The sequence below is a fragment of the Porticoccus litoralis genome, from assembly GCF_030676955.1.
Lineage (GTDB): Bacteria > Pseudomonadota > Gammaproteobacteria > Pseudomonadales > Porticoccaceae > Porticoccus > Porticoccus litoralis.
In genome coordinates this window covers 131,619-152,699 of record NZ_JAUUUU010000001.1, presented here as the reverse complement: position 1 = coordinate 152,699, position 21,081 = coordinate 131,619, and the positions used below count along the sequence as shown (strand labels likewise).

Sequence of the window (21,081 nt, the reverse complement as noted above, 5' to 3'; positions counted from 1 at the left end):
TGCATGTCTCAGATCGATCCCAGAGCAATTATTGACCCCAGCGCTGTCATTGGCGATGACGTCGTCATCGGTCCGTGGACCCTGATCGGACCGGATGTGAAAATCGGTGATGGAACCGTCATTCACTCACACGTTGTGGTCAGGGCGCTTACCGATATTGGCAAGAATAACCGGATCTTCCAGTTTTCCACGATCGGTGAAGATACCCCAGACCTCAAGTACAAAGGCGAACCGACTCGCCTGATTATTGGTGACAGCAATACCATTCGTGAGGGTGTCACCATTCACCGCGGTACCGTTCAAGATCAAGGGCTGACATCCATTGGCAGTGACAACCTGCTGATGGCGTATGTCCACATTGGTCATGACAGTGTTGTCGGCAACAACTGCATCCTGGTCAACAATGCCTCTCTGGCCGGGCATGTTCATGTGGGCGACTGGGCAATTATTTCCGGCTACGCGCTTATTCACCAGTTTGTGTCTGTTGGCGCCCACAGTTTTATCGGGGCTGGTGCATACCTGACCCAGGATATCCCCGCGTATGTTATGGCGGCTGGAACACCTACGGTTCCCAAGACAATCAACAGCGAAGGGCTTCGTCGTCGGGGCTTTGACAAAGACCAGATTGCCGCCATCAAAAAAGCCTACAAAATAATTTACCGCCAGGGTTTGCCTCTGGAGGAAGCTCTCGAGCAAATCCAGGCTCTTGCTGCAGAGCAGCCAGTCGTTCAAGTGCTGGTGGACTCTGTGCGTGCATCAAAACGTGGTTTGCAGCGTTAAGTGCTTTAAATGTCTACACCCATTCGAATAGGCATTATCGCTGGGGAGTCCTCGGGCGATCAGCTTGGTGCCGGATTGGTTAAGGCTCTGCGTAGTCGGTATACCGATGCGCTGTTTGAAGGCATTGGCGGCCCAAAAATGCAGTCAGAGGGCTTCCACAGCCTGTTTCCTATGGATCGCCTGTCAGTGATGGGGCTGGTGGAACCGTTAAAGCGCTTGCCTGAGCTGCTGGGTATACGCAGAGCCCTCTACCAACACTTCCTCAAGCAGAAGTTTTCCTTGGTGATCGGTATTGATTCTCCCGACTTTAATTTGGGGCTGGAGCTTAAACTTCGCAGGCAGGGGGTCAGGACAGCCCACTACGTGAGTCCCTCGGTCTGGGCCTGGCGTCAGGGGCGAATTAAAAAAATTGCCCAGGCCGTTGACCTGATGATTACGCTGTTTCCATTTGAGGCGGATTTCTACCGCCAACACGGTGTGCCCGTTGCCTGTGTGGGACACCCCTTGGCCGACGACATCCCTCTGCAACCGGATACCAAAGCAGCCAGAAAGCAGTTGGGCATTGATGAAGGGGCCCAGGTGCTGACTTTGATGCCTGGTAGTCGAGCCTCGGAAGTGGAGTTTCTGGCCAGGTTGTTTCTGGATACAGCCGTTGTTTGCAAGCAGCAGATACCTGACTTGCAGGTGCTGATCCCGGCAGCCAGCGATGAACGGCTGGCGCAGCTGAAAGACATTCTGATGCTTTACCCCGAGCTACCCTGTCATCTGTTGAATGGTCAGTCCCACGTGGCCATGTGTGCTGCCGACGTGGTTTTACTTTCCTCTGGCACCTCGGCGCTGGAAGCCATGCTGTTCAAAAAGCCCATGGTGGTCAGTTATCGCATTGGTAAATGGACGTACGCGCTGATATCACGCATGCTGAAAGTCGACTGGGTATCATTGCCCAACTTGCTCGCAAAAGAATCTCTCGTGCCGGAGCTGTTGCAGGACCAGGCCACTGTGGAGCATTTGAGCGATGAAGTCACAGCTCTGTTCCAGAATCAAAAACGCGCGCACTTTCTGAAGCAACGCTTTACTGAGCTCCATGAGTCCCTATGCCATGGAGGAAGCGAGGCTGCTGCGAAAGCGCTTAGTGACCTGCTGGAGTCACCGCTGGCATGAAATCTTACGCTCTGTCTTATGAAGGTGTACTTCTGGCGGGTGTCGACGAGGTAGGTCGCGGCCCGCTCGCCGGCGATGTGGTAACAGCAGCCGTCATTCTCGACCCATCACGTCCGATTTCTGGTTTGGCTGACTCAAAAAAACTCTCCGAAATACGTCGGCAGGCACTGAGCGAAGAGATTAAGGAAAAAGCTCTCTATTGGCATATTGCCAGAGCTAGCGTTGAGGAGATCGATACACACAATATCCTGCAAGCCACCATGATTGCGATGGCTAGAGCTGTCGAGGGGTTGGCTGTGGCTCCGGAATACGTGGCCGTTGACGGCAATCGCATGCCGAAATGGCAATACACGGGCGAAACCGTGATCAAGGGCGATGCTTTGGTCCCGGCAATCAGTGCCGCATCCATTCTGGCCAAGGTGTGCCGTGACAGTGAAATGTGCCAGTTTGACGAGTTATATCCCGAATATGGGTTTTCGGCACACAAAGGCTATGGCACCAAGCAGCATCGGGCAGCATTAGAGCGCCATGGCCCCTGTGCTATCCACCGCCGTTCCTTCGAGCCTGTCAAAAGTATGTTGGCTGATACTTCCCGTTAGCAGTTATTTTTAAGAATATTTTTTCGTGACAGCCGACGACTATCATCTAGGATAGAGTTTGCTATGCTAGGGACTATTAAATTCCCCTTGTTCGAGATGGTTGGCCAGAGACTTTTCAGGGCCAAACAGAAGGGATCATAAACATCATCAGGAACCTGTGTGGCCATTTCAGTAGTGTCTGGTGGCGCAAGGTCTCTACGCTCACTGTAGGAATGCTTATGAAACAGCTTAATGGCCAAGACGCTGTCTACCTTTATGCCGAAACCCCTTCTACACCTGGCCACTTAGGGCTGCTCTATATCTACGATCAATCGACTGCACCCGGTAAGCAAGTCCGCTTTAAAAGTATTCTCGGCCATATTCGGGAAAGACTGCATATTTCCCACGTCTTTCGCTCCAAGCTGATGCGCATGCCTTTCGATATTGACCATCCCTACTGGGTCGATGATGAAAACTTTGATCTCGAATACCACGTCCGCCACCTGGCTTTGCCGAAACCTGGAGACTGGCGACAGTTTTCCATCCTGGTGTCGAGGCTTCACTCCCGCCCTCTGGATATGTCAAAACCCTTATGGGAAACCTATGTTATTGAGGGGCTGGATAATATCTCCTGGCTACCTAAGGGTTCCTTTGCCGTGTTTACCAAGGTGCATCACTGTGCAATGGATGGTGCTGCAGTTATTGATCTGGCTAGTCGCTTTCATGATAAAACGCCGGAACCGGATGTGGGTATTGGTGAGCAGGCTTGGACACCAGAACCAAAACCACCGGTTAAGGACCTGATCGTCAATACGTTGCTGAATAATTACAAACACAGCTTTGAAACCGGGTTTGACATGATTAATGCCATCCCCTCCATTGGCAAACGATTACTGGCAAAAGCACGCAACAGAGATATGGAGCCAGAAGCGACTATCGTCAGGCCGGAGACCCGCTTCAATAACGATCATGTCTCACCCCACCGGGTATTTGGCGGTGTCGAGTGGAACTTTGAAGAGCTCAAGCTGATTAAAAACGCGGTGAGAGGGGCAACCATCAATGATGTGTTGCTGGCTTTGTGTGGCGGCGCGCTTCATTACTATCTTCAGGATAAAGACGAGCTGCCCTTTCATTCCCTGCGGGCAATTGTGCCTGTTCGCCAGGACACAAAAGGCAAGCCGAATGCTGAGACCATGGCGGTGATGACGCCACCCATTCACAGCCAGGTTGCAGATCCTCTGGAGCGTCTCGAAGCCATTCAATGGGATACCTCTACCAGTGCGGCACTGGAAAATGCCCATGGGGCCAAGGACATGACGGATATTACCAAGCATATGCCGTCTTTTACTCTGGCGCTGGGCATTGGTGTTGCCACCCATAGTCACCTGTCACGAAAGACCCTGGCTGCTATAGGTAATTGCGTGCTCACCAATGTGCCCGGCCCGCAAATGCCCCTGTACATGCGGGGTGCCAAGTTGCTGTATGTTTCTGCGTTGGCTCCGCTGGTCGAGGGTTTGACCCTGATGTTTAACGCAGTCAGCTACAATGGCCGCATCAGCGTCTCGTTTCAGTCTGATCGCGACGCACTCCCTGATCCGGAGTTCATGGAAGCCTGCTGGGAACGCTCATTTGCCGAGCTGAAATGTGCTGCCGCCAACCAGTGTGAAGGTGCGGAAGGGGAAGTAATCCATAAAGTTCGCATCCCAAAAACGGCAAAGCGAACTCCGGGCGGTAGCCGGGGAAGACCACGTAAGGCCGGATAACCCGTAGGGGAAAAGGTGTATATGGCCTCAATGAGTGGTCAGTCGACACTGACCAACTTTCCCATTCAAGCATTGTAGAGTTCTATGAAACCATCTTTTGTTCACTTACGTGTGCACAGTGAATATTCACTGGTCGACGGCATTGTGCGTCTTAAACCCCTGGTAAAAACTATCTCCGAGTTATCCATGCCAGCGGTGGCATTAACGGATGTGTGTAACTTTTATGGCCTGGTGAAGTTTTACAAGGCGGCACAGGGTGCGGGCATCAAACCGATCTGCGGTGCCGACCTTGAAGTGGCTGGTGATCTGCCGGATGACGCTACGTTTAATCTCACTTTTCTGGTGATGGATCAGCAGGGTTACCGCAACCTGACCAACCTTATCTCCCGGGCCTACCAGGAAGGGCAGATTCAGGGTAAACCGTATATTCGCCGTGACTGGATCACTGAAGCTGCCAAGGGGCTGATTGTGCTTGCCGGGCGATTCAGTGATGTTGGTCAGGCCCTTCTGGGTGATAAAACGTCACAGGCAAAACAGCTTTTGTCGCAATGGCAAGATGAGTTTCCCGGTCGCTTTTATCTTGAATTAACACGTACGGGGAGAATGGGGGAAGAAAGCTACATCCACCGGGCAGTTTCCCTGGCGGCTGATACCGATTGCCCCGTTGTAGCCACCAACGATGTGCGCTTTCTCAGTGTTGATCAATTTGAGGCCCACGAGGCCAGGGTTTGCATTGGGGAAGGGCGGGTCTTGGACGATCCCCGTCGGGAGCGGAGATATAGCGATCAGCAGTATCTGCGTTCACCGGAAGAGATGCTGGAATTGTTCAGTGATATCCCCGAGGCGCTGGAAAATTCTGTCGAAATTGCCCGGCGCTGCAATCTGGAACTCAAACTGGGTGAATATTTTCTGCCGGAATATCCGATCCCGGAGGGCATGACAACTGACAGTTATTTCGAGAAGGTCTCCTGGGAAGGACTGGAAGAGCGATTGTTGACGCTGCTAGATGACGCTGCCGAAGACTACGAGCAGCAACGTCAGGTTTACCTGGATCGATTGCGTTTTGAGCTGGATATCATTATCCAGATGGGATTCCCCGGTTACTTCCTGATTGTGATGGACTTTATCCGCTGGGCCAAAAATAACGATATTCCCGTTGGGCCAGGCCGGGGTTCGGGGGCTGGCTCTCTGGTGGCCTATGCGTTGGGTATTACGGATCTGGACCCTTTGGAATATGACCTGCTGTTTGAGCGCTTTCTCAACCCGGAGCGGGTATCAATGCCCGATTTCGATATTGATTTCTGCATGGACAACCGGGATCGGGTAATTGCTTACGTGGCTGATCGTTACGGCCGTGATGCTGTTTCCCAGATTATTACCTTCGGCACCATGGCGGCCAAAGCGGTGGTGCGTGATGTTGCCAGGGTACAGGGTAAATCCTATGGTCTGGCGGACAAGCTTTCGAAAATGATTCCGCCGGATATTGGCATGACTCTCGAGAAAGCCGTTGCCCAGGAAGAAGTGCTGAAAGAATTCCTGGACACGGATGAAGAAGCTCAGGAGATTTGGGAAATGGCCCTGCAACTTGAGGGCATTACCCGAAACGTCGGCAAACATGCGGGTGGTGTGGTCATCGCTCCGACCACGCTGACGGATTTCGCGCCGCTGTATTGTGATGAGACGGGTGAGGGCCTCGTCACTCAGTTTGACAAGGATGATGTTGAACAGGCGGGCCTGGTGAAGTTCGATTTTCTCGGCTTGCGCACGCTGACCATCATCGACTGGGCAGTAAAGATGGTGAATGATCGTGTGGGTGAGGATGCAGAGGAAAAAATCGAGCTAGAGGCTATTCCGCTCGATGATCCTGCCACCTATGGTCTGATGCAGCGAGCTGAAACCACCGCGGTGTTCCAGTTGGAATCCCGTGGCATGAAGGATTTGATCAAGCGCGTTGAGCCAAGCTGCTTTGAGGATATTGTGGCGCTGGTGGCGTTGTTTCGACCGGGTCCCCTGCAATCCGGCATGGTGGATGACTTTATCAACCGCAAACACGGGCGTGCTGAAGTGGCGTACCCGGACTCCAAATTTCAACATGGGAGTCTCAAGCCAGTCCTGGAGCCCACCTACGGTGTCATCGTCTATCAGGAACAGGTCATGCAGATCGCTCAGGTGCTGGCGGGGTATACCCTCGGTGGTGCAGATATGTTGCGCCGGGCGATGGGTAAGAAAAAACCCGAGGAAATGGCGAAGCAGCGTGAAATCTTTGAAGATGGTGCAAAAGAACAGGGTGTAGATCCAGATCTGGCTATTAAAATTTTTGATCTGGTAGAAAAATTTGCCGGCTACGGTTTTAACAAATCGCATTCGGCGGCCTATGCATTGCTGGCCTACCAGACGGCCTGGTTAAAGCAACATTATCCTGCAGAATTTATGGCCGCAGTGTTGTCGGCGGATATGCAGAATACCGACAAGGTGGTCACCCTGACTGAAGAATGCCGCTCCATGAACCTGGCGCTGTTACCACCTGACGTCAATCGCGGTCAGTTTATGTTTACTGTGTCCCCAGAGGGCGAGGTGATTTATGGCCTGGGTGCCATCAAGGGCCTCGGCGAGGGTCCGGTGAACAGTATTATTGCTGCCCGGGAAACGGGGGGGGGATTCTCAGATCTGTTTGATTTTTGCGCCAGGGTTGATGCCCATCGGGTCAACAAGCGCGCCCTGGAGGCGCTGATTCGCTCTGGAGCGCTGGATACCATCGGCCCGGACGGAGAAATTGGATATCGACGGGCGGTGATGCTGGCGGCCATGGAGGAGGCGGTCAAAATGGCAGAGCAGCACACGCGAAATACTGATTGCGGCATGTCGGATCTGTTTGGATCGACGCCTCAGGAAAGCGCCCCCGAAATCGGTTATCAGTCTTTTCAACGGCAGCGCAGCCTGACCGCCAAGGAACGTCTCAGGGGTGAGAAGGATACATTGGGCCTGTACCTCACAGGACACCCAGTCGATGAGTACCTGGAAGAGTTAAAACATTTTGTCGGCGCTCGCATCGTCGACTTGAAACCGGATAAAAAAGCGCAGTTGGTGGCAGGTCTCGTGGTTGGAATGCGCGTCATTAAAACCAAACGCGGCGATAACATGGCGGTGATGACTCTCGACGATCGCAGTGCACGTATTGAAGTTGCCGTGTTTGCAGATATTTTCCGCGAACACCGGGACAAGATAGAGAAGGATGCCTTGCTGGTGGTGGAGGGTCAGATATCAGAGGATGACTATACCGGCGGCCTGAAAATGCGCGCAGATTCTGTGCGCAGCCTCTTCGAAGCCAGAGCTAATTACCTGAAGAGTATTGCTATCAAAATTCATCGGGATAAGCTCAGTGGCAGTTGGCTCGAGCAGATGGCAGATATTATGTTGCCCTATCAGCAGGGCAGTTGCCCGGTGCGGATTCTCTATCATACCGACAGTGCCAAAGGTGAAATCGCACTGGGAGAGCAGTGGTCCGTAGCCCCGGATGATGATTTGCTGCACAAACTGCGCGAGTTGTTTGGCAGCTCAGGTGTCCAGTTAAGGTTTTAGTGCCTGTTAACAGGCCCGATTGCGGGTAGGAATTCGTCAGCGCTGTCAGTACAATTGGCCTTCCCTCCAAGTGGAGGTGAGATGTTTCTATAACACTGTGGATATGTGGCCCTATGAATCTGAATTATCTCGATTTTGAGCAACCCATTGCAGAACTTGAAGCGAAAATTGAAGAGCTGCAACTGGTCGGTAACGACAATGAAGTCAACATTACCGATGAGGTGGCCAAGCTGCGGGATAAAAGCCAGAAGCTGACACAAAAGATTTATGCTGACCTGTCATCCTGGCAAATCGTACAGGTAGCCCGTCATCCTCAGCGCCCCTACTCGATGGATTACATCGAGCGGGTATTTACCGATTTTGAGGAGCTGCACGGTGATCGCCATTTTGGTGATGACAAGGCCATTGTCGGCGGTGTGGCTCGCCTCAATGGCAAACCCGTGATGGTTATCTGCGAGGAAAAAGGCCGCGGTGTCACCGATAAGGTCTACCGCAACTTTGGCATGCCCAAGCCGGAAGGCTACCGTAAAGCCATGCGCCTGATGGAAATGGCGGAACGCTTCAAAATGCCGGTGTTGACACTAATCGACACCCCCGGAGCCTACCCCGGCATCGACTCCGAAGAGCGAGGTATCAGCGAAGCCATCGCACAAAACCTGGCGGTCATGTCGCGGTTGAAAACGCCCATTATATGCACCGTTATCGGCGAAGGCAGTTCTGGTGGCGCGCTGGCTATCGGCGTCGGCGACTATCTGAACATGCTCCAATATGCGACGTATTTCGTGATATCCCCGGAAGGTTGCGCAAACATTATCTGGAAAACCACTGAAAAGGCACCAGATGCTGCCGAAGCAATGGGTGTGACGTCTTCCGTGCTGCAGGATCTGGGTATTGTTGACGAAACTATTCCTGAACCTTTGGGCGGTGCCCATCGCGATATTGAAGCAATGTCTGCCACTTTGAGGGAGCGGCTCTCAGCCCAATTGGAGCAGTTGCAGGCTGTACCGATTGATGAGCTGCTGGAAAAGCGATATCAGCGCTTGATAAATTACGGCAACGCCTAGATTAATTTCCCCATGCCGCCCGCTAATGCTGGGCGGATAACACGACCAATGTTCCTACGCGCTGGTTTTTTAACTCAATTGGCAGAGTAAGCTGTTGCTGAAGCCATGCGGGGGCGTTGGCTGACGCCAAGGGTAAGTCGACGTCCAGTGCCGGCAGGCGACACTGGGGGCTCACCACTAGATCGGCTCCCAATTGCTTCAGCGTTTGATGGGCATGTTGATTGGCTCTAACCAGTCGGCCTCGGCGGTCAAATGCCAGGAGCCCCTCGGTTTTCCATCCCACGAACATGGAACGCGTTGCTTCAATCACCTGTTGTCTGGAATAGAAGTAATCCTTTGCCAGATTAGATTCAATCAACCGTGCTGCCATGATGGCAAAATCCAGGGCATTGCTCTGGTAGGTGTCCGTGAGACCTGATAAATCCACTGCACCCAGAACCTTTCCATCGTGGGGGTCGCGGATGACATCGGCAGAGCAGGTCCAGTGTTTGATCCCTGCACAGAAGTGCTCAGCTCCATAAAGCTGAACCGGTTCCGCAGCAGCCAGTGCTGTGCCAATGGCGTTGGTGCCCGCAGTTGTTTCGTTCCAGACACCACCTTGGATCAGGTTGATATCTCTGGCTTGGCTCAGTACGGCATCATCCGCTTTTGCGTCAAGAATCAGTCCGTCGGCATCTGCCAGTAGAATTAGACTGTCTGTGCGGAACAGTACCTGCGATGCCCGCTGCAAGATGGGATTGGCAGCCTTCATCAGGTCTGCCTGAAGCGTGCGACGCTGGTTTAACTGTTCTGTGTCAGAGATGATCGGCGCATACTGTAACTCAGGGTCTGTCTGGGACTGGTAACAGCGCCGCCAGGAGTCACCCACCACCGGGCGGATCAAATCCCCGGGATAGTCCTCATCAACAAGAAATTTTTCCCAGGCATCCAGCAGTTGGTTATGTTGCTGGGGATCACTGAGCATCTGGGTACGGTCGCGCAATTGGCTGGTGGCCAGAGCGGCCTGTTCGCGAGTATAGAAATGTCCTCGTTGCATGAAGCCGGAAATAACTCCCGGGCGGACCGCTGTCACCTTGCCATCGTTGAGGCGGGTCGCGACCACATCGTCCGGAAGTCCGTCCAGTACATGCATGGGGGCTTCGTGGCCATTGGCAAATTTTGACGGGTAAACCACGCCACTTTCCATATCGTAAAAAGCGGGTTTGTAACCATAGGAACGGTTTTCTTCACTGATCCCGCCTCTACCCCGGTAGAAGTCATTTTCCTCCTGGAGTGCCTCCAGAGTTAAAGCCCCTTTTTTCGGGACTTTGTTGTCGGCTCCACCGGATTTGTTGATAGGCATCGATACCTCCCGGTATGACTACCATGATGTAATCTATCGGCAACTACTTGTTAGTATTAATTGACCGATCATTCTCCCGCTACGTCCGTTACCTAAAAGTATAGACACCTAAATGTCAATAACGTCACAAAAATAGCCAGTTTGTCGGGCCTTAGGACCACTCATATTCCAAGTGGCTTGTACTGATGATTTTAGTGCTCTGTTTGAGGTGATGTAGCTTCGCAAACATTGTTTGTTCTTGATGTGTGCAAGTTATACTTTACGGCCTCTTATTGGTTTTTGAGCCCATGGCCTATACCCCGGATCAGATCATTACCTTTCTGCCTCGACTGCAACAGGCAAGTCATTGCTATGTTGGCTACAGCGGGGGCCTCGACTCCCATGTATTGCTTCACAGTGTGGTGGAAATACTGGGTGAAGAGAACGTCATCGCGATCCATGTTAACCATCAGCTATCGCCAAACGCTGACGCCTGGCAGCAACATTGCCAACAGGTCTGTCGTGAGCAGGGTGTCACACTGATATCTGAAACGGTGCAGGTTGAAACGGCGGGTCAGGGGCTGGAAGCCGCCGCCCGTGATGCCCGCTACCAGGTGTTTGAACGCTACCTGGATGATGGTGGGTTGATCCTGTTGGCCCACCATGCCGATGATCAGGCGGAAACTGTCCTCTATCGTTTGCTGCGTGGGAGTGGGCCTTTGGGGCTGAGCGGTATTCCGATTAGTCGGCCTCTGGGCCATGGGGAATTACTGCGCCCGTTATTGAGGTTTACCCGTCAGGAATTACAGGATTATGCGCTCTCAACAGGCCTTTCTTGGATTGAGGATGAGAGCAATGAGCAGCTTGAATATGACCGCAATTACATTCGTCACCAGGTGATTCCAAACCTGGCTGACCGCTGGCCTGACTATACGTCCCGTATTGCGACAAGTGCAGCTCTGTGTCGAGACAATGAGCAGCTAGTGGATGAATTGGCCTCTCAGGATCTGATGACTGTGGGTGAGCGGTCCGAGCGGTTAGGTTGGAGCATTTGTATCGACTCGTTTCAGGGGTTTGATAGCCTGCGACAGGGAAACCTGTTGCGGTACTGGTTGGCACAACACGATATTCCGCGGCCAGGTCACCAGGTGATGACGGCGCTACGAGAAGAATTGTTACCTGCCAGAAATGATGGCTCTCCTCAGATCACCTGGGGAGGTGCGCAACTGCGTCGCTATCAACACAGGCTCTATCTGTTACCTATTCAGCCTGGGTTACCGGAAACTGATGAGCCATTCTTCTGGGATGTGAGTGAGCCGCTGGTTCTGCCAGATAAGAGCGCTCTTTTCAGTAGAGTAGCGACGGGGGAGGGGTTATCTCACCCGGACGATGCTTTGCTGGAAGTACGCTTTCGTCGGGGCGGGGAACGATGCCGGCCACAAGGTCGCCAGGGCTCGAACAACTTAAAAATTCTGTTTCAGGAGTATGGTCTTGAGCCGTGGCTGCGGGATCGTGTGCCACTGATTTATCTCCATGGTGAACTGGTGGCGGTGGCAGATCTTTGGGTTTGTGAGGGGTTTTCGGCAACGCCCGGGCAGGAAGGTGTGACGATAAATTGGTCTTATCCCGAGTAATTCGCATTGAGCGGGGAGCCCCTTTCTGGTAGTCTGGCATCCCATCTTGAAGCGGATGGGCGCCGGTCTTAAGTATTCCTTACCCGTAGCCAATTTTTCATGATTTATCAGTAACATGCCTTGATTTAAGGCGTGGGTTCGGCATTTTAAAAAGTAGTATTCAAAGTGTTCGGAAGGGTCTAGATGACACGTTATATTTTCGTTACGGGCGGTGTTGTATCTTCACTGGGTAAAGGCATCGCCTCGGCGTCACTTGGCTCCATTCTTGAAGCCCACGGTTTGAGTGTCACCATTCTCAAGCTCGATCCATATCTGAACGTTGATCCGGGGACCATGAGTCCTTTCCAGCACGGTGAGGTTTTTGTCACCGAAGACGGTGCTGAAACAGATCTGGATCTGGGTCACTATGAGCGCTTCCTCTCTTCCAAGATGAGAAAGCTCAACAACTTCACCAGTGGCAAAGTTTACGAAACCATTCTGCGTCGTGAGCGCCGCGGTGATTATCTGGGCGGTACCGTACAGGTGATCCCCCATGTGACCGACGAAATTAAGCGTCGGGTACTGGCTGGCGGAAAAGGTTACGATGTGGCCATTGTCGAAGTTGGCGGTACAGTGGGTGATATTGAGTCCCAGCCTTTTCTTGAGGCTATCCGGCAGTTAAAGCTGGAACTTGGGTCATCACGGTCTTTGCTGATTCACCTGACGCTTATTCCCTACATTGCCACTGCCGGGGAAACCAAGACAAAACCGACTCAACACTCGGTCAAAGAATTAAGATCCATCGGTCTGTTGCCTGACATTCTGCTTTGCCGCTCTGAAGTGGAGCTGGATGAAGGTCAGCGCAAGAAAATTGCCCTCTTTACCAATGTCGAGGAGCGCGCCGTCGTGCCCTTGCTCGATGCTCGAACCATCTACGCTATCCCCCGTGACCTGCAGAAACGTGGCCTCGACCGGATCGTGATGGAAAAGCTGCACCTGGAGTACAGAGAGGCTGATCTCAGTGCCTGGGACTGGGTAGTGGAGAACCAGCTGAACCCGCAACACCAGGTCACCATTGCTATGGTTGGCAAGTACATGGAGCTGCTGGACGCCTACAAATCGCTCAATGAAGCGCTGATGCATGCCGGTATTCGCCATCAGACTAAAGTTAATGTGCGCTACATTGATTCCGAGGATCTCGAAGCGGATATGTCACTGCTTTCGGGTGTTGATGGCATTCTGGTACCCGGAGGCTTCGGTGTACGCGGCGTTGAGGGGAAAATCAAAGCAGTCAAGCATGCTCGTGTTAACAACATCCCTTACCTGGGTATCTGTTTGGGTATGCAGGTGGCGATGATTGAATTTGCCCGCAATGTCTGCGGTATGGAAGCTGCCAACAGCACCGAGTTTGACCAGAAGACCCCGTACCCGGTGATCGGACTGATTACCGAGTGGGTTGATATCGATGGCAGCGTTGAAACCCGCACAGAGGAATCTGACCTCGGGGGCACCATGCGTCTGGGTGCACAGAACAGCTATCTTGTGGAAGGCACCATGGCCCATGACATCTATGGTTCTGATGTCATCCTGGAGCGTCACCGTCATCGTTATGAAGTCAATAATAAATATGTTCCCCAACTGGAACAGGGTGGTATGAGAGTCGGTGGCTGGTCCGAAAGCAAGACGCTGGTCGAGACCATTGAAATACCTGGGCACCCCTGGTTTTTTGCCTGTCAGTTCCACCCGGAATTCACGTCGACTCCGCGTAATGGACACCCGCTGTTCAGCAGTTTCGTCAAGGCAGCCCTGAAACATACAGCGGAGGACTGATCCGTGACCACCCCCAGCGTTGCTATTGATGTCAGCGGCATTGCTGTCGCCAATGACCGGCCTTTTGTCCTTTTTGGTGGGATGAATGTACTCGAATCCCGCGATATGGCGATGCGTGTGGCAGAGCATTATGTTGAAGTTACCTCGCGTCTGGGTATTCCCTATGTTTTCAAGGCTTCCTTTGACAAGGCCAATCGCTCCTCAATTCATTCCTACCGTGGCCCCGGGATGGAAGCCGGATTAAAAATCTTCGAAGAAATCAAAAAGACATTTGCCATTCCAGTGATCACGGATGTGCATGAGATCGAACAGGCTCAACCGGTTGCTGAAATCTGTGACGTGCTTCAGTTGCCGGCTTTTCTGGCCCGCCAGACAGACCTGGTCAAGGCGATGGCGGAAACCGGCGCGGTGATCAATGTCAAAAAACCCCAGTTTCTCAGCCCGTCCCAGATGGGGAATATTGTCGACAAGTTCCGTGAGTGTGGAAATGACCAGGTCATGCTGTGCGAGCGTGGTGCGAATTTCGGTTACGACAATCTGATCGTGGATATGCTGGGTTTCAGAACCATGAAAGAGATCAGTGGCGGCTTGCCCCTGATTTTCGATGTGACACATGCGCTACAGTGTCGTGACCCGATGGGCGCTGCGTCCGGAGGGCGTCGTCACCAGGTGGCGGAGCTGGCCCGGGCCGGAATGGCCGTAGGTTTGGCCGGTCTTTTCCTTGAGGCCCACCCGCAACCGGATCAGGCAAGATGTGATGGTCCCAGTGCCTTGCCTTTGGATGTGCTGGAACCGTTCCTGTCACAAATGAAGGCGATTGATGAACTGATTAAGTCTCAGCCAGAGTTGTCTATCTGCTGAGTAGTGGTCGAAATTTTAGAATGGCAGTGGCCTTTACTCTCGGCCGCTGCCGGTATTTGAGGGAGAACTAAATGTCCAACATTATCGACATCCGCGCTTATGAAGTGCTGGATTCCAGGGGTAACCCGACCGTAGAAGCAGACGTGATACTGGAAGATGGCAGTGTGGGTACTGCCTGTGCCCCATCCGGCGCATCTACCGGGTCCCGGGAAGCTCTGGAGTTGCGTGATGGCGATAAGTCACGGTATCTGGGTAAAGGCGTGCTAAAAGCCGTTGAGAATATCAATACCGAAATACGTTCATTGTTGTTGGGAAAAAATGCCCTTGAACAGCGTGATATCGATAACGCCATGATTGCTGCGGATGCGACTGAAAACAAATCAAAATATGGGGCCAACGCGATTCTGGCGGTTTCTCTGGCGACCGCTAAAGCTGCAGCAAAATCCCGGGGCGTTCCCCTCTATGCCCATATTGCCGATATCAATGGCACTTCGGGAAATTACAGCATGCCCGTTCCCATGATGAATATTCTCAATGGTGGTGAGCACGCTGATAACAACGTCGATATCCAGGAGTTCATGGTGCAGCCGGTATCGGCTAAATCTTTCGCCGAGGCTCTGCGTATGGGGGCGGAAATCTTCCACTCACTGAAAAAGGTGCTGAGTAGTCAAGGCCTGAATACAGCAGTGGGTGATGAAGGTGGTTTTGCTCCTAATCTTTCTTCTAATGCCGAGGCGCTGGCAGTGATTCAGAAAGCAGTTGAAGCTGCAGGTTATAAGCTGGGAGAGGATATTACCCTGGCTCTGGATTGCGCATCTTCCGAGTTTTACAAGGATGGCCAGTACGATCTGGCAGGCGAAGGCAAGGTCTACTCGTCCGAGGGCTTCAGTGATTTTCTGGCGGAGCTTTGCGACCAGTATCCGATTATTTCCATTGAGGATGGCCAGGACGAATCTGATTGGGATGGTTGGAAATACCAGACAGAAAAATTAGGTCACAGAGTTCAATTGGTGGGTGACGACCTGTTTGTCACCAACACAAAGATTCTCAAGAAGGGTATTGAGATGGGCGTGGCCAACTCCATTTTGATCAAGTTCAATCAGATTGGCTCGCTCTCTGAGACCCTTGATGCGATTAAAATGGCCAAGGACGCCGGTTACACCGCGGTGATTTCACACCGATCCGGAGAAACCGAAGATACCACCATTGCAGACCTGGCCGTGGCGACTGCAGCAGGCCAGATCAAAACCGGGTCGCTGTGCCGTTCAGACCGGGTTGCCAAGTACAACCGCCTGCTGCGCATTGAAGCTGAACTGGGGGGGCTGGCACCCTACCGGGGCAGGGCGGAGTTCAAGTCCTGATCAGACAAATTTTCAGCGGGGGCGGCCATTGGCCGCCCCCGATGGTTTTGGCTAGAGCATTGTTTTGTCCGCTGACGTTAGTAGGTGACTTCGGTAAAATCGCCCCATGCGCTGGTTGATGATTGGTCTTTTGCTGCTGTTGCTTTTCTTTCAGTACCAACTGTGGCTGGGAGAGGGTGGGCTTGCCAAAAAGTTGACCTTGGAGCGAGAAGTGGCCGAGCAGGAAGCGCAGAACGAAACACTGCGGCAACGCAACCAGACGCTGGTCAGTGAGGTGGTCGATCTCAAGGAAGGCGTTGAAAGTATCGAAGAGCGTGCAAGGACCGATTTGGGCATGATCAAGGAAGGAGAAACATTTTTTATGGTGGTGGAGCCTGAGGATCAATGAACCAACTGGCCGTGTTATGCCCCTCTACAGAATGCCTACCGTAACTTGCTGGAGCTTATGATATGACCGCCAGATGGATCATCGTGCCCGCTGCGGGTGTCGGCAGTCGTTTTGGAGCTCCAGTTCCAAAGCAGTACCAGTCTCTGGCGGGAAAGACCGTCGTTGAACACACTCTGGAGCGTTTGTTGGCAGTAAACGACGCGATTGTCGTGGTGGCGGTTCATCCCAATGATACCTATTGGCAACAACTGGCTGTATTCGATCACCCTCGTATTCGTACTGTCCACGGTGGTAAAGAGCGAGCAGATTCTGTGCGTCTTGCACTGGAGTGCCTGACCCGGGAAGCACACACTGATGACTGGATACTGGTTCACGATGTGGCAAGACCTTGTGTTCGTGTCGCGGAAGTCCAGCACCTGATGCAGTCTCTGGAGGATCATCGGGTAGGCGGTGTTCTGGCCGTACCTGTGAGCGACACTGTCAAGCGGGTCGAGCAGGGTGATGATATTGCGGGTACCGAAGATCGTAACAAACTTTGGTTGGCGCAGACGCCGCAGATGTTTCGATACGGGATGCTAAGCTGGAGCTTGAATACAGCGGTTCGCCAAGGGTGGCAACCGACGGATGAGTCTGCTGCTGTTGAGCGCCTGGGTCACACCCCCATGGTGGTCGAAGGTAGCCGTGACAATATCAAAATTACCCGGCAGGAAGATCTTGAAATTGCTGAGGCTATTCTGAAATATCAGCAGAAGACCGAAGTGGTGCAGTGCGACTAATAGGCAACTGAGCTGACTGCTGAGCAGAGGACCGAACAATGAGAATAGGCCAGGGTTATGATGTTCACGCCTTCGGCGAAGGCGACGCCATTGTTATTGGTGGCGTGACCATACCTTTTTCCCGCGGACTGGTGGCTCATTCCGATGGAGACGTGCTGATTCATGCGCTGTGTGATGCCTTGCTGGGTGCCGCTGCCCTGGGTGATATTGGTCAGCATTTTCCTGATACAGATTCGGCCTATCGTGGCATAGATAGCCGTGAGCTGCTGCGGCATGTCCAAGCCCTGATTGCCGACCAAGGGTTCACGCTGGTCAATGCTGACATGACGCTGATCGCCCAGGCCCCGAAAATGTCTCCCCACATATTGGCCATGCGCGAAAATCTCAGTGCTGACCTGAATTGCGGGACGGAGCAGCTGAATATCAAAGCGACCACCACGGAAAAACTGGGATTTGAAGGTCGTGGTGAAGGCATTGCTGCACAGGTAGTGGTGCTGCTGGATAAGGTTGCCTAGTCCAAAGCGGTCAGGCCCGGCTTAACGCCTCCAGAATTTCAGTCATCAACTGGTTAATGGTGTGAAACCGTTCCGGTTGCGAAAGCATGTCATCTGCCCCCTGAACGTAATGACTACCATCCAGTTCGTCACCACAGTGCTCGATGAGGTCGCTGGCTGACTTTGCGGTTGTCTCCAGGTGAAATTGCAGGCCGATGACTCGTTCTTGATAGATAAACCCCTGATTGTCACAGGCGTTGCTTCCCGCTAAGGGTATGGCCCCGCTGGGGATATCAAATCTGTCGCCGTGCCAGTGAAATGCCAGGGGATGAGTCTGAAGAATTCTGCCGATCACTGTTCGCCCAGCTTCCTCGTGAATCTGTAGGGGAAACCAGCCAATTTCGCGGTATGGGTTTTTCGCTATTTTTGCACCAAGAACCTGAGCAATTAATTGAGCGCCGAGGCAGATGCCAAGGACGATTTTTCCAGATGTGATGGCTTTTTTTATGAATGTTTTTTCATCTGCCAGCCAAGGGTAAAGGTGCTCATCATTAACCCCCATGGGCCCGCCCATGACGATCAGCCAGTCGATATCGCTCAGCTCAGGCAACGGCTCCCCTGCATAGAGCTGTGAGGCACTGATCTGAAAGTCATGGTCTATAAACCATTGCTGCATGCTGCCCAGTCCTTCAAAGGCAACATGTTGCAGGTAGTGAATTCGCATTTGGAAGTCCTGTCGGAAAGAAATGCCCAAGCTAAGGCTTTGAGAGCGGCGTAGCTGCTCGTACACTTGCACAGCATGCTAATGCTAAGGATTTTATGAACACTAGGCAATTTTCACTCACGTTTCCCTATGCCTTTGGTAGCCCGGATATCACTGCCCGCTTTCGGGAAAGCCCCGAAGACTTTCAAGTGGTGGAGGCTTTGGATTTTGACCTTTCAGGAGATGGCGAGCACCTGTGTCTTTATATAGAAAAGGAGGGGCAGAATACCCGTTGGGTTGCCCATTTGCTGGCCGAGGCCTTTGAGGTAGAGGATGTTGCGGTAGGTTATTGTGGACTGAAGGACCGTGGGGCTGTTACCCGCCAATGGTTCAGTGTGCATTTACCGGCAGGGCAGGATCAGCAATTGTCACGGCTTCCCCAGCTGGATGGATGTCAGATTCTGAAAATGGCGCGTCACCATAAAAAGTTGCGCCGTGGTATGCACGCAGGTAATCACTTCCGTATTCGTTTGCGTCAGCTGATGGGTGACAGACAGGTGCTGGCATCCCGCCTGGAAACCATTGCGCGCGAAGGCGTACCGAACTATTTCGGCGAGCAGCGCTTTGGCCGGGAAGCCGGAAACCTGCACGAGGCCGACAAGCTCCTGCAGCAGCGCTCTGCCGAGCGGTCACAGCGAAGGAAGAAAACCAGAAAAGGGGCGGGGATGGGGGGGCTTTACCTGTCTGCGGCAAGGTCCTACCTGTTTAACCTGGTTCTTGCGGAGCGTGTCGCTCGACACAACTGGAATATCCCCATGCCGGATGAAACGATCCCCAGTGGCCCCTTGTGGGGGCGGGGAAGAACCCAGGTTCCAGGCGATGTGCGTCAGCTGGAGTCCCAGGTCCTCGAGGAGTGGCAGGACTGGTGTCACGGGCTGGAATTCAGTGGGTTATCCCAGGAACGGCGTCCATTGGTTTTACATGCCGAGGGCTTTGAATGGTGTTGGCAAAGTAGTGTACAGGGTGATGATGTTGATCTTGAACTGGCCTTCTTTCTGCCCCCGGGTTGTTTTGCCACTTCCGTGTTGCGAGAAGTGGCAAACCTGCAGCAGTCTTGCTCTGTGGCGGAATAAGGGCGCTGTGGTATAGTTCGTTTTTCGATTGACATTAGGGGTTTGCAGGAGTGAATTCGATTGAGCTTGGTGGTATTGGCATGACCTCCCAGCGAACCCGTGAACGTCTCATCCAACGCCTAAAAGAACAGGGTATAACCAATCAGCGAGTACTGGATGTCATGCGTATGACACCCCGTCACCTGTTTCTGGATGAAGCCCTTTCTCACCGTGCCTACGAAGATACTGCGTTGCCCATTGGTTACGGGCAGACTCTGTCGCAGCCATATATCGTGGCCCTCATGACCGAAATTCTTTTATCCCTGGGGCCGCGGAAGAAAGTCCTGGAAATTGGTTCGGGGTCAGGTTACCAGTCTGTGGTTCTGGCTCAACTGGTGGATCAGGTCTACAGTGTTGAGCGTATCAAACCGTTGATTGATAAAGCCCGGGAGCGGTTGAGGCTTTTGGGTCTTCGCAATGTGCGTTTTTCCCACAGTGATGGTGGTTTCGGACTGCCGGAATATGCCCCCTATGATGCTATTCTCAGTGCTGCTGCGCCCAATGTAGTGCCAGAAGAATTATTGCATCAGCTAGGGCCAGACGGGATTCTGGTTATCCCCGTGGGCCCAGGCGATGTGCAGGAACTTCTCGTTATCACCCGGTTAGGGGATAGCAACAATTTCGAAGAACGTGTCGTAGAGAAGGTGCGTTTTGTGCCCTTGCTCGGCGGCACCACCCGGTAATCAGGCTGATATTGCTGTGCAGTTTGCGAAGCGTTGGATATTGCTATTCCTGAAAGGCATGGCCATGGGGGCCGCAGATGTGGTGCCCGGTGTTTCAGGCGGGACCATTGCCTTTATCAGCGGCATTTACGAAGAGCTTCTGGATTCCATTCGCAGCGTCAACTTAAGCGCGCTTAGAACACTTATCAAGGACGGACCAAAAGCTTTCTGGCTCAGCATCAATGGTAACTTCCTGTTGGTGCTTTTTTCCGGTGTCCTGTTAAGTATTGCATCGCTGGCGAAACTCGTGAGTCACCTGCTACTGACACAGCCCATTTTGATTTGGTCTTTCTTTTTCGGTTTGATTGTGGCGTCCATTATCTATATTTTCCGGCAGTTGCCCCACCTGAGGCTTCAGGAGTGGGTGGCACTGATTATCGGGTCACTGATTGCCACAGCCATCTCATTCGCGCCACCCGTGCAGGGTAACGATGGCTTGCTGGTGGTGTTCTTCTCGGGTGCTCTTGCCATCTGTGCCATGATATTGCCGGGGGTCTCCGGTAGTTTCATTCTCCTGTTGCTAGGTATGTATCCGGTAGTGATTGGTGCCGTGAGTGAGTTCAACGGGCAGATACTCCTTACATTCCTGCTGGGCTGTGTGTGTGGACTGATGGCCTTTGCCCGGGTGCTGTCATGGTTGTTGCACCGCTATCACTCCGTCACGATCGCCATTCTCACCGGCTTCCTGGTGGGTTCGCTGATGATTGTCTGGCCCTGGCGTGAAACCCTGGAAGTCATGATGGATAACCATGGTCGGGAAGTAGTACTTTCCTCGCGGCTGTTAACGCCAGCTGAGTTTGCGCGCCTTACTGGCCTGGATCCAAAGACAATTCTTGCGACAGGGTGCATGGTCTTTGGCTTGATTCTGGTGCTGGGACTGGAATATCTTGGTGGGCGACGCAGCAAACTCTGAAA

Annotated in this window: 18 protein-coding genes; 16 read left to right on the top strand and 2 right to left on the bottom strand. The window is 52.8% G+C overall.

Annotation, left to right across the window (positions count from 1 at the left end; all coding sequences use genetic code 11):
* The first annotated feature begins 3 nt into the window (after window positions 1-3).
* The 6 genes from lpxA (at window position 4) to Q8A57_RS00710 (ending at window position 8,925) form a co-directional block, all read left to right on the top strand.
* A complete protein-coding gene (gene lpxA / locus Q8A57_RS00735; protein ID WP_305169006.1) occupies window positions 4-780 on the top strand; it encodes an acyl-ACP--UDP-N-acetylglucosamine O-acyltransferase in 777 nt (258 codons plus the stop codon).
* Window positions 781-789: 9 nt separating this feature from the next.
* On the top strand, window positions 790-1,941 hold the full coding sequence (gene lpxB / locus Q8A57_RS00730) for a lipid-A-disaccharide synthase (RefSeq protein WP_305169005.1): 1,152 nt from the start codon (window positions 790-792) through the stop codon (window positions 1,939-1,941).
* Entirely contained in the window at window positions 1,938-2,540 is a 603-nt protein-coding gene (gene rnhB, locus Q8A57_RS00725) for a ribonuclease HII (RefSeq protein WP_305169004.1), read from the top strand. Before lpxB ends, rnhB begins: the two co-directional genes overlap by 4 nt.
* A gap of 218 nt (window positions 2,541-2,758) precedes the next feature.
* Window positions 2,759-4,282: a wax ester/triacylglycerol synthase family O-acyltransferase gene (locus tag Q8A57_RS00720; RefSeq protein WP_305169003.1), complete on the top strand. Its 1,524-nt coding sequence runs from the start codon at window positions 2,759-2,761 to the stop codon at window positions 4,280-4,282.
* 84 nt (window positions 4,283-4,366) lie between these two features.
* Window positions 4,367-7,861, top strand: a complete 3,495-nt coding sequence (dnaE, locus tag Q8A57_RS00715; protein ID WP_305169002.1) for a DNA polymerase III subunit alpha — start codon at window positions 4,367-4,369, stop codon at window positions 7,859-7,861.
* A gap of 113 nt (window positions 7,862-7,974) precedes the next feature.
* Window positions 7,975-8,925, top strand: a complete 951-nt coding sequence (locus tag Q8A57_RS00710; protein WP_305169001.1) for an acetyl-CoA carboxylase carboxyltransferase subunit alpha — start codon at window positions 7,975-7,977, stop codon at window positions 8,923-8,925.
* A gap of 22 nt (window positions 8,926-8,947) precedes the next feature.
* On the opposite strand, the gene Q8A57_RS00705 is transcribed toward Q8A57_RS00710, so the two are convergent.
* A complete protein-coding gene (locus Q8A57_RS00705; protein ID WP_305169000.1) occupies window positions 8,948-10,267 on the bottom strand; it encodes a sigma-54-dependent Fis family transcriptional regulator in 1,320 nt (439 codons plus the stop codon).
* A gap of 245 nt (window positions 10,268-10,512) precedes the next feature.
* Between Q8A57_RS00705 and tilS the strand changes: the two genes are divergently transcribed.
* The 7 genes from tilS (at window position 10,513) to ispF (ending at window position 17,590) form a co-directional block, all read left to right on the top strand.
* Window positions 10,513-11,880 (top strand): tRNA lysidine(34) synthetase TilS, encoded by a 1,368-nt coding sequence (gene tilS, locus Q8A57_RS00700; protein WP_305168999.1) that lies wholly within the window; start codon window positions 10,513-10,515, stop codon window positions 11,878-11,880.
* A gap of 183 nt (window positions 11,881-12,063) precedes the next feature.
* The gene (locus Q8A57_RS00695) at window positions 12,064-13,689 is read left to right on the top strand and encodes a CTP synthase (protein WP_305168998.1); all 1,626 of its coding nucleotides are present in this window, start codon (window positions 12,064-12,066) and stop codon (window positions 13,687-13,689) included.
* A gap of 3 nt (window positions 13,690-13,692) precedes the next feature.
* Window positions 13,693-14,550, top strand: coding sequence for a 3-deoxy-8-phosphooctulonate synthase (kdsA, locus tag Q8A57_RS00690; protein ID WP_305168997.1), 858 nt, complete (start codon window positions 13,693-13,695; stop codon window positions 14,548-14,550).
* Between the two features lie 71 nt (window positions 14,551-14,621).
* Window positions 14,622-15,911: a phosphopyruvate hydratase gene (gene eno / locus Q8A57_RS00685; RefSeq protein ID WP_305168996.1), complete on the top strand. Its 1,290-nt coding sequence runs from the start codon at window positions 14,622-14,624 to the stop codon at window positions 15,909-15,911.
* 106 nt (window positions 15,912-16,017) lie between these two features.
* Complete coding sequence (ftsB, locus tag Q8A57_RS00680) at window positions 16,018-16,299, top strand: cell division protein FtsB (protein ID WP_305168995.1); 282 nt, start codon at window positions 16,018-16,020, stop codon at window positions 16,297-16,299.
* 62 nt (window positions 16,300-16,361) lie between these two features.
* Window positions 16,362-17,075 (top strand): 2-C-methyl-D-erythritol 4-phosphate cytidylyltransferase, encoded by a 714-nt coding sequence (gene ispD, locus Q8A57_RS00675; RefSeq protein WP_305168994.1) that lies wholly within the window; start codon window positions 16,362-16,364, stop codon window positions 17,073-17,075.
* Window positions 17,076-17,113: 38 nt separating this feature from the next.
* Complete coding sequence (ispF, locus tag Q8A57_RS00670) at window positions 17,114-17,590, top strand: 2-C-methyl-D-erythritol 2,4-cyclodiphosphate synthase (RefSeq protein ID WP_305168993.1); 477 nt, start codon at window positions 17,114-17,116, stop codon at window positions 17,588-17,590.
* Window positions 17,591-17,600: 10 nt separating this feature from the next.
* Here the strand turns inward: ispF and Q8A57_RS00665 are convergent, their stop codons facing one another.
* On the bottom strand, window positions 17,601-18,293 hold the full coding sequence (locus Q8A57_RS00665) for a type 1 glutamine amidotransferase (RefSeq protein ID WP_305168992.1): 693 nt from the start codon (window positions 18,291-18,293) through the stop codon (window positions 17,601-17,603).
* Window positions 18,294-18,388: 95 nt separating this feature from the next.
* On the opposite strand from Q8A57_RS00665, the gene truD reads away from it, so the two are divergent.
* The 3 genes from truD (at window position 18,389) to Q8A57_RS00650 (ending at window position 21,079) form a co-directional block, all read left to right on the top strand.
* The gene (truD, locus tag Q8A57_RS00660) at window positions 18,389-19,405 is read left to right on the top strand and encodes a tRNA pseudouridine(13) synthase TruD (protein ID WP_305168991.1); all 1,017 of its coding nucleotides are present in this window, start codon (window positions 18,389-18,391) and stop codon (window positions 19,403-19,405) included.
* Window positions 19,406-19,485: 80 nt separating this feature from the next.
* Window positions 19,486-20,127 carry a protein-L-isoaspartate(D-aspartate) O-methyltransferase gene (locus Q8A57_RS00655; protein WP_305169703.1) on the top strand — a complete coding sequence of 214 codons (642 nt, stop codon included), beginning with the start codon at window positions 19,486-19,488 and terminating at the stop codon, window positions 20,125-20,127.
* Between the two features lie 16 nt (window positions 20,128-20,143).
* Window positions 20,144-21,079 (top strand): DUF368 domain-containing protein, encoded by a 936-nt coding sequence (locus Q8A57_RS00650; protein ID WP_305168990.1) that lies wholly within the window; start codon window positions 20,144-20,146, stop codon window positions 21,077-21,079.
* The last annotated feature ends 2 nt before the right edge of the window (window positions 21,080-21,081 follow it).